Source organism: Acinetobacter sp. YH12227, assembly GCF_013417785.1.
GTDB lineage: Bacteria > Pseudomonadota > Gammaproteobacteria > Pseudomonadales > Moraxellaceae > Acinetobacter > Acinetobacter gandensis.
This window is the reverse complement of record NZ_VPDH01000002.1, coordinates 87,918-97,985: the sequence shown is the minus strand read 5'-3', so window position 1 is coordinate 97,985 and position 10,068 is coordinate 87,918. Positions and strand designations below refer to the sequence as shown.

The following is a 10,068-nucleotide window of genomic DNA, read 5'->3' as shown; positions in this document are numbered from 1 at the left end:
AAAATGTTTTCTAACTTAGACCAGTGTTGATCAGTCAACATTGTACGAGGCATAGCGAGGAGTAGATTTGGTTTGGCGATTAAATTCTACTTTCTCGCTATTTTTTTTGCACAGTAAATGTCAACAGACCCTAGTTTTAAAAAATTTGATTTAAGGGATGTTAACGATACTTCCTTTTTGTTTCAGTAAGTCATCGCCAGTCTCAAACAAAAAAAGGAAAGCGAACTTTCCTTTTCACACTGAATTAAAGATCAACATATTTGTTTTATACAGCTTCACTCAAACTTACGTACTGCAATAACAACTGTTGCAACTCTGCAACATCATGCGCAATCGACAATGGCTGAAAACTTTTCAACGTTTCCACACTATGTACTCCGTAGGACACTCCAATACGCGGCATCGAAATATTACGCGCCATTTCCAAATCGTAGGATGTATCCCCCACCATAATAGCCTGCTCAGCAGCGATGCCTGTTTCTGCTAATATTTCCGCAAGCATCAGTGGATCTGGCTTAGATTTAGTCTCACTTGCAGCACGTGTAGTAACAAATAAATCACGACTATTGGTTTGCGCCAATACACGATCCAGTCCTTTGCGACTCTTGCCTGTGGCAACAGCCAATTGTGTACCTGCAGCTCTCAGTTCATTTAACATTTCAGCGACACCTGTAAACCACATATCGCCCTTAGAGTTCGCCACATAATGCTCAGAGTAGCTTTGCAAAATGTCGTGATGCAGCTCAGGCACAGTCGGAAATAATCGCTGTGCCACTTCAGGCAGACCTAAGCCAATAATGCTTTTCGCATCGGCATCTGTTAATGGTTGTTCAAAAGTTTGAGCTGCAAACTTTAAGCTCGAGACAATTTGACCAACTGAATCAAATAAAGTGCCATCCCAATCGAAAATGACCAGTTTTACAGGTGAGTTCATATAAGGTTCCTAATATTTGATTCAGCTATTAAAGCCCTCTCCTGAGCAAGATTTAAAGCAATGCTTTTAAATTGAAGCGCAAGTGAAGGTTTAGGAGAGGTCAATTCACAACATCTCCCCTAGCCCCTCTTTAATTAAAGATGAAAACTTTCATAAGCATCAACATACAAGATAGATTAAAACTTACTCATCATCTTCTATAGACTTCACTACCTTGTCTGCCTTTTGTGCACGTAGCTGAGCCACAATGCTTTGCATATCTTCAGGCAAAGGCGCTTCAATCGTTTGATAACCAGGGATTTCTAAGCGCATTGCATGTAGGCACAAACGACGTGGCTTCGGGCCACGATATTCAGTTTCATGGCCGTATTTTTCATCACCCACCAATGGATGACCAATACTTAAACCGTGCACACGAATCTGATGGGTACGACCTGAAAGTGGAGATGCATATACCAATGTGGCATGCATAAAGCGCTCTTTAACATTCCACTGGGTTTTTGACTCTTTCCCTTCTTTAGACACACGTACACGACGCTCACCATTAGCAAGTTCATAACGATGCAAAGGTTGATCAATCAGTTGCTTATCCAAACTCACCACGCCTTTTACTACAGCCGCATAGGTTTTTTGGATTTTGTGTTCGCGTAGCATGTCTTGCAAGCTTTTTAGCACACTGCGTTTTTTAGAAATCATCACCAGACCCGAAGTGTCGCGGTCAATACGATGAATCAGTTCAAGATATTTTTTACCTGTTGCCGCACGTAAGCCTTCAATCAGACCATAAGCCACACCGCTACCGCCATGTACAGCGATACCTGAAGGCTTGTTCACGACCATTAAGCCTTCATCTTCATACACCACACGACTAAGCAGGCTTTGCGCAACTTTGTCAGATACGGGTGCCGCCGTTTCATCTTTTTGCTCATAGCGTATTGGCGCAACACGGACTTGATCGCCAATATTTAATTTGGTTTCTGCTTTTACACGTTTCTTGTTTACACGTACTTGGCTTTCACGAATCAAGCGATAAATGCGACTTTTAGGCACACCTTTAAGACGACTAAACAGGAAATTATCAATACGTTGACCCGCCTGATGCTCGTCCACTTCAAACCAGGTGACGCTTTGCCATTCTTGCGTAGAATTCATACAGTTACTGTGACCTAAAAAAAATACTAAAATTGAATAAAAAATGATCATTTAAGCTATACTTTTCGCAAGAAACATAAGCTTAGCCCATAGGCAGATGATGCAAGGTTTGATATAGTCAGCGCACGGAAACCACCGTAACTGAGTAAAAGTTGATTCATTTTCAGTATTCACTGCATTTGAACTTTCAACACATTACTCATTTTAGCTCGGAAAGGTCCCAAAAGAATTATGCCGACGCCGAAGGCTTATTATATCGGCAAAACAGCAAACTGTTGCGTTTAATTGTACCGTAGGTACATAAAACAGTTTGCCGCAAAAAAATATGCGCCAACCAAGGTTGGTTTTTAAACGTAAACTGATACACATCAGACCAGTCGCTCCCTGAAATATCTTCAGGCCACAACGTTTGATGCATTGGATCTGCACAGTTTGTAAAGGTACGACGATAATTCCGTATCAAGACGCTCTATCAGATATGAATGGATGCTCTTCGAGCAATGTGACAGTGAAAGTTACTCACATCCAATGCACCGTTTGTCCGCCAGTGAAAGAGTCAGGTGACTTTAATCGTTTAAAAGATTGAAGCCGTATTGCCATCATCAATACGTGAATCAAAAACCGTTGCCCACCAAAAGAAGGCCGGTAAAAATGCTCAGTACACACTTTTTGTGATCTGAGCACATTGATCCATGATGTGTGATGCTCGCTACGAATCAAGCGATGTTCTCCTGTGTATCACTATTAGGTGTTACACCCATGAAACGTATGTTGATTAATGCAACACATGCCGAAGAGATTCGCGTTGCACTTGTCACTGGTCAGCGTCTTTACGATTTTGACTTAGAGAATCGTACCCGTGAACAAAAAAAATCGAATATCTATAAAGGTCATGTGACCCGTGTAGAGCCCTCTTTAGAAGCTGTATTCGTTGAATATGGTGCAGGTCGTCAGGGCTTCCTGTCGATGCGCGAAATAGCTAATTCTTATTACAAAGCAGATCCTCGCCAAACTTCTAATATCCGCGAATTGATCACTGAAGGTACAGAACTTCTTGTTCAAGTGGAAAAAGAAGAACGTGGCAACAAAGGTGCTGCACTTTCAACATTTATTTCACTCGCTGGTCGTTATTTGGTATTAATGCCAAACAACCCGAAAGGTGGTGGTATTAGCCGTCAAATTTCTGGTTCAGTTCGTGAAGAATTAAAAGAAATGTTGGCGTCTTTAAATGTCCCTCGTGGCATGAGCGTGATCGTTCGTACTGCAGGTATTGGCCGTTCACAAGAAGAACTACAACTTGACCTACAGCATTTGCTAGACCTTTGGGCACAAATCCAAAGTACTTCAAACTCTGGCCCATCACCAATGTTGGTTCACCAAGAAGCAGGCGTGGTTACACGTGCTATTCGTGACTATTTACGTGATGACGTTGCTGAAATCTTAATTGACTCAGAACAAGCCTATAACGAGGCGTATAACTTCGTAAAAGCAGTTATGCCACGTCAACTCGACAAGCTTAAAACCTATACCTTGAATGAGCCTTTATTTGCACACTTTGCAATTGAAAGCCAAATTCAAACAGCTTATGAGCGTGAAGTGAAATTACCTTCAGGTGGTTCAATTGTGATTGACCAAACTGAAGCATTGGTTTCAATTGACATCAACTCAGCAAAATCAACTCGTGGTAGCGATGTAGAAGATACTGCACTCAATACCAACCTTGAAGCTGCTGAAGAAATTGCACGCCAATTACGCTTACGTGATATCGGTGGTTTAGTTGTGATCGATTTCATCGACATGACCAAAGACCGCAACCAACGTATGGTTGAAGCAAAACTTCGTGAAGCAACACAAAGCGACCGTGCCCGTATTCAATTCGGCCAATTGTCTCGCTTTGGTTTAATGGAAATGAGCCGTCAACGCTTACGCCCATCACTTGAAGAAGCCACTGGTTATGTTTGCCCTCGCTGTCATGGCACAGGTATGGTACGTGACCTACGCTCTCTATCACTTTCAATCATGCGCAAAGTGGAAGAAATTGCACTACGTGAACGTCATGGTGAAGTTCAAGTACAAGTTCCTGTTGAAATCGCTGCATTCTTATTGAATGAAAAGCGTCACAGCCTTGTTTATTTAGAGCAAACTTCAAATGTACGTGTGACTGTGCTTCCTCACCCACACTTAGAAACACCACATTACGAAATTTCGTATAATCCTGAAGGCTTTGCACCAACCAGCTATGAACGTACTGAAGCTACACGTTCAAGTGAAAAAGAGTTGGGCTACGAAGCATCTGAATGGCACTTAGGTGAAGAACAGACTGCTGCGCAACAACAAGCACCTGCACCACAACAAGAAAAAGGCCATAAGAAGAACAAGCATCAACAACAAAATGTAGCTCAGCAAGCGCCTGCTCAAGTCGCAGCTCCTGCACCTACAGCATCAACCAGCCCATGCGCTTGGCTTGAAAACTTGTTTGTTCAAAAACAAGCAGCGACCGTTGATCAATCTCGCACTGCAAACAATGCAGCCGCAGCGATTGAGCAAATGGTAAACAACGGTGCATCTAGCCGTGGTCAATTCGGCCAGATTAATGCTGCTGCATCTGTAGCAACTGCCGATAGTAATGCTTATCTTGCACCTTCATCTGTTGTACATAAACAAGAACGTGACAGCTTAGAAAAAGCTGAACGTGAAGAAAAACGTCACAACAAGAAGCGTCCAAACAAGCACAAAGAAGCACGTGAACAAGATGTTCAATCACATCAAGTTCATGAAGAAGTGTTACAACCTTCACGTCAAGATCGCCATGAACAGCGCCAAGAGCAACGTTCAGACAACCGTCAAGATCGTCATGAATCACGTCAAGACAACCGTCAAGAACAACGTTCTGAGCGTCATGACAATCGCCAAGAGCAACGCAATGAATCGCGCCAAGACAACAACCGTCAAGAGCAACGTTCAGAGCGTCAAGACAACAACCGTCAAGACCAACGTGAAAATCGTCGCAATTCTCGCCGTCAGCACAACAACGAAAACACACAGCAAGATGTTCAAAACAATGAACAAACGCAGTCTGTTCCACGTCGTGACCGCAACAACCAGCAACGCCCGAACCGCCCAAATCGCCAACGCGATCAAAGCGTGTTAAATGAACAAGCGATTGCACAGGAAGTTGCTGCTGAACAGCAAACTGCTCCGACACAGCACAACCGCCAGCCGAAAGTTGAGTTAGTGAATGCACCTCAACAAGACGTTATGGCAACTGCTTTGGTGGTCAATGTAGATCAAGCACAAAGTAAGATCGTTGCATTAAATCCAGCGCCTGTTGAACAGGCTCAACAGCCAACTCCTGCTCCTGTCGTAGAAGCTGCTGCTGTTGTTGAACAACCTGTTGTTGCTGTGGAAGCTGAGAAATCAGAGCCACAACACAAGGCAAACGAGAAAAAACCAAGTCGTGCCAGCAATGACCCACGTCAACGCCGCCGCGAACAACGTGCAGCACGTGCTCAACAGGCACAGGCTCCAAAAATTGCGCCATCGCAAATCCCTGAACTTGCTCAATACAATGTGGGCAGCTTGATTCGCCATGTATATGGAGAAGATTGTTCAGTATTGATCGAGCAATTTGGACTACTTCCAACCTTCAACCGCGCGTTACAAAAATTTGCAGATGAATATGCTGCAAATCAAGCAACTCAGACTGAAGTAGCGGTAGAGAAAAAGCCTGTTACCCGTGATGTGCAAGTAGCAAAAGCAGCACCGCAAGCCGAACCTGCGCCTATGTTGGATTTAACTCCGCCAAAGCCAGCGTCTGACAATCGCGTTGCAAATGACCCACGTGAACGTCGTCGTTTAGCAAAACTTGCAGCTGAACAAGCGAAGCAAGATCATGTGAAGGCGGTTGAAGCTGCTGCACCTGCTGAAACAACAACTGAAGTAACACCTTCGGAAGTGGTTGAAGCACCAGTAGTGACTGAAGCGACTACAGCTGTTACAGAAAATGTAACACCAGCTGAAGTAGCAACAGAAGCGCCAAGTGAACCAGTTCAAGCTGAACTTGAAGTTGAAGCGCCGGTTGCAGAAGCACCGACGCCAAAAGCAAAAAAAGCTGAAGAACCGGCTCAAGTTATTGAAACTGAAAAGAAAGCCGATAGCTCAACTGAAGACAATGCAAACGAAGAAGGTGAAAAACCAGCTCGCCCGCGTCGTCCTCGTGGTCGCCCACCTAAGAAAGCGAACACCGCAGCTGAGTAATAATTTGCTTTTTTGCAGGTGATTAAAAAAATCCAGTCATTTCGGTGACTGGTTTTTTTTTGATACTTTTGTCAAATTAGGTTGATTGCACTAGATCGAAACGATTAAAAGACAATTGTAGAAATTGCTGCAAAATTATTGCAAAGAAATAAACCGTATCGGATTACGAAAAATAAATAGGATTCACATGAGCCAAACTACACAACACGACCTTATTGGGATTGCTGACGTCGCAGCAAAAATCCCCGCGTTTATTAGCAAAGTACCCAACTTGTTGAGTGGTCTTAAGCAAGCCTATTTACGTACCCCAAACACCCCTGCTGGCTTAGGCATCGCCTTTGAAAAAGCGGTAAAACGCAATCCCGAAGGTTTTGCACTGTATTTTGAAGATCAAAAATATACATATAACGAGCTCAATGAATGGGCCAACCAAATCGGTCATTACTACTTATCCCTTGGTGCTAAAAAAGGTGATGTGATTGCGGTAATGATTGAAAACCGCTCTGAACTCGTGGCAACTATTGTCGGCCTCGCAAAAATTGGTGTGACGAGTGCTTTAGTCAATACAGCTCAAGTCGGTAAAGTCCTTACACACAGCATTAACTTGGTGAAGCCAATTGCGGTAATTGTCGGTGAAGAATGCCGTCAAGCTGTTCAAGATGTCCGTGACGATTTAACCGTTGCAGCAGATCGCCTCCATTGGTTTGCCGACCAAGCCACACGTATTGATGCAGGTAAAGCGCCTAAAGGCTTTATTAACCTTGCAGAAACAATTGATCAATTTCCAAAATTTAACACTCCAACCACTGCCAGCGTGAAAGGTAAAGATGGTTTGTTCTACATCTATACTTCGGGCACCACAGGTTTACCTAAAGCCGTTATCTTCACCAATAGCCGCTGGACTTTGGCGTATGGTACTTATGGCCACGTCCTAAATCTCAATAAAGATGATGTGATGTACGTAACGTTGCCGCTTTATCATGCAACAGGTACGGTGGTGTGCTGGTGTGGTGTCATTGCAGGTAGTGCTACCCTTGCGCTACGTCGTAAATTTTCAACATCATCGTTTTGGAAAGATGTACAGAAATTTGATGCTTCAGCGATTGGTTATGTCGGTGAACTCTGCCGCTACCTGATGGACGCGCCTGTTTCGGAGCTTGAAAAAGGCCATCGTGTGAAAAAAATGATTGGTAACGGTATGCGACCAAACATTTGGGACAAATTCAAAGAACGCTTTGGCGTAGAAGAAGTACTTGAACTCTATGCATCAAGTGAAGGCAATGTTGGTTTTAGTAACGTATTTAACTTTGACAATACTGTCGGCTTTTCGCCTACCCCGTATGCCATTATTCAATTTGACAAAGAAAAAAATGAAGCTGTACGTGATGCCAAAGGCTGGTGCAAAAAAGTCAAAAAAGGTGAAGTGGGCTTATTGGTCGGGAAAATCACGCGTCGCTCTCCATTCGATGGCTATACTGATGCCGAAAAGAATAAGTCTGTGGTGATGAAAGACGTATTTAAACACGGTGACTCATTCTTCAACACAGGTGATTTGGTACGAGACATCGGCTTTAGACATGCTCAATTTGTCGACCGTTTAGGCGATACTTTCCGCTGGAAAGGCGAAAATGTATCTACCACTGAAGTGGAAAATATGGTCAGTGAATATGAAAAAATTGCTGAAGCAGTCGTGTATGGCGTTGAAATCCCTGACACCAATGGCCGCGCAGGTATGGCAGCGATTACCCTCACCGATGCAGCTGAATTAAACGAACAAGATTGTAGCGCCATGGTTAACTTGTTTAAGAAATCACTCCCAGCATATGCTGTTCCAGTATTTTTACGTATTCAAAAGCAAGTAGAAACCACGGGGACTTTCAAATATCAAAAAAATAAGCTGAAAGAACAGGCATTTGATCCTAAGCTAACTGATGATCGTTTATTGGTATTGCTGCCAAACGCAACGGCTTACTGTGATTTAACTCCTGAAATTTATGCCAATATTCAGGCATATAAATACCGTTTTTAAGCAAATAGCGCTCATTTTAGCGACAGATATCCGCTAAAATGAGCTACTTTGTTGTATTTATAATCAAACAAAAGCAAGTTTATGAATTTTTACTTGCGCTTGAAGCAGATCTTGCTACAATACGCACCATCAAGCGAAATGGGTCGTTAGCTCAGTTGGTAGAGCAGTAGACTTTTAATCTATTGGTCCCGCGTTCGAGTCGCGGACGACCCACCATTTCCTTCGATACCACAAGATGGGTCGTTAGCTCAGTTGGTAGAGCAGTAGACTTTTAATCTATTGGTCCCGCGTTCGAGTCGCGGACGACCCACCATCTTTTTAAAACATCAGTTTTAGAATACAATCTTGTAGATACCCCCTAAGGGTCGTTAGCTCAGTTGGTAGAGCAGTAGACTTTTAATCTATTGGTCCCGCGTTCGAGTCGCGGACGACCCACCATTCTTTCTTAGGGCTTCTTTCTTCCGGCATGCGAAGAATATGAAACCTGCAAGTTCCGACCAAGACAAACCATCTCCCTGCGGTTTTGATTCGCCATTCTCGTTGTTTGCTATATCGATGTTGCGAAGTATCATTCTTGTCTGACTAGATTAAGTATTTGACTTAAAAATATTAGATGACAAATATTCTCTAGTATTCAAAACGACACGCTTCGCTTATCTTGCAAAAATTTTAAAATCTTATTTTAAAATTTTCTCAGGGTTGTTAGCTCAGTTGGTAGAGCAGTAGACTCTTAATCTATTGGTCGTGGGTTCGAACCCCACACAACCCACCAATTATTTAAGCTTCAAAAAAAAAGGCATTCAATGCTTTGAACGCCGCTCTCATTTACATCAATATTTTTTAAACTCAAATTTAGTTCATTATTATTGATCTTTGACCAATTCGTATGCTTGTTGCGGCTCAGGATAACCTTGCGAAAAGAGTTCTTGATTTCGGTCTTCTTGTTCAATCCCCTTACGAATTTTATCTAAATCCATCACAATTCTGTTTTCATCAATGACTTTATAATAAAAATTTACACCTTCTTTACGATGTACTACCAGTTCTTGATGTGCTTGATCGACGGTCCAAGTGTCCTTCCGATAATTGACATTATTTCCTGGCTGTGGCGCTTTATCAGCAAAGACTTTGCCAAATTGAATAATGCTGCGGTGTACTGTTCCATCAGACAATAAATTTAGAATGAAATCTGCATTGCCTTCCATACAAGGAATAAAATTATCATCACATTTTACATTGGCATGAAAACGGCCAATAAATACTTTGGCATGCTCAGGTACAGGTACAGGATCTAAACCACTATCATGCGGTATTGTTGCTTGACCAGCAATTTCAGTCAGTTTTTTGCCATGATCAGACTGTGCCTCTGCATGGGTTGGCTGTATTTCTTCAGTTGGTTGATTATTCGTTGAATTTTTTTCGGCATTTTCAGGCGTATTTGAAGAACTACACGCCACACCAAATCCACTGCATAAAGCGATTACAGCATATAAAGAAAAAGATACTGATCTGGGCTGAGTAGCCATTTTTTTCATCATTAGTCAGAACCAATTTCAATCTTTGGAATGAATTAAATTAATACTTGATCAATATTGTAACGATTTCTCTACAACTGTACACATATATTTTAATAAATGTTAGCTATATCTCATTGTTATCATTGATCTTTAATTAAGATCACTCTTGTTTGGCTCAT

General features: G+C 42.5%; 5 protein-coding genes and 4 tRNA genes. 6 read left to right on the top strand and 3 right to left on the bottom strand.

The features are described 5' to 3' along the window. Positions 1–265: 265 nt before the first annotated feature. Both FTV09_RS00930 and FTV09_RS00925 read right to left on the bottom strand, forming a co-directional pair. Positions 266–934: an HAD-IA family hydrolase gene (locus FTV09_RS00930; protein WP_067763964.1), complete on the bottom strand. Its 669-nt coding sequence runs from the start codon at positions 932–934 to the stop codon at positions 266–268. Positions 935–1,117: 183 nt separating this feature from the next. Further along, positions 1,118–2,086, bottom strand: coding sequence for an RluA family pseudouridine synthase (locus FTV09_RS00925; protein ID WP_180056292.1), 969 nt, complete (start codon positions 2,084–2,086; stop codon positions 1,118–1,120). 759 nt (positions 2,087–2,845) lie between these two features. Between FTV09_RS00925 and FTV09_RS00920 the strand changes: the two genes are divergently transcribed. From FTV09_RS00920 to FTV09_RS00895, 6 genes are all read left to right on the top strand, one after another. Continuing rightward, positions 2,846–6,343 (top strand): Rne/Rng family ribonuclease, encoded by a 3,498-nt coding sequence (locus FTV09_RS00920; protein WP_180056291.1) that lies wholly within the window; start codon positions 2,846–2,848, stop codon positions 6,341–6,343. Between the two features lie 187 nt (positions 6,344–6,530). Beyond that, the gene (locus FTV09_RS00915; RefSeq protein ID WP_180056290.1) at positions 6,531–8,372 is read left to right on the top strand and encodes a long-chain-acyl-CoA synthetase; all 1,842 of its coding nucleotides are present in this window, start codon (positions 6,531–6,533) and stop codon (positions 8,370–8,372) included. A gap of 140 nt (positions 8,373–8,512) precedes the next feature. Continuing rightward, positions 8,513–8,588 (top strand) — tRNA-Lys (locus FTV09_RS00910). A 21-nt stretch (positions 8,589–8,609) separates the two neighbouring features. Beyond that, positions 8,610–8,685 (top strand) — tRNA-Lys (locus FTV09_RS00905). Positions 8,686–8,734: 49 nt separating this feature from the next. Continuing rightward, positions 8,735–8,810: transfer RNA gene (locus tag FTV09_RS00900), tRNA-Lys, on the top strand. 258 nt (positions 8,811–9,068) lie between these two features. Then, positions 9,069–9,144, top strand: a tRNA-Lys gene (locus FTV09_RS00895). A 91-nt stretch (positions 9,145–9,235) separates the two neighbouring features. Here FTV09_RS00895 and FTV09_RS00890 read toward each other — a convergent pair. Next, a complete protein-coding gene (locus FTV09_RS00890) occupies positions 9,236–9,898 on the bottom strand; it encodes a hypothetical protein (protein ID WP_180056289.1) in 663 nt (220 codons plus the stop codon). Positions 9,899–10,068: the final 170 nt, after the last annotated feature.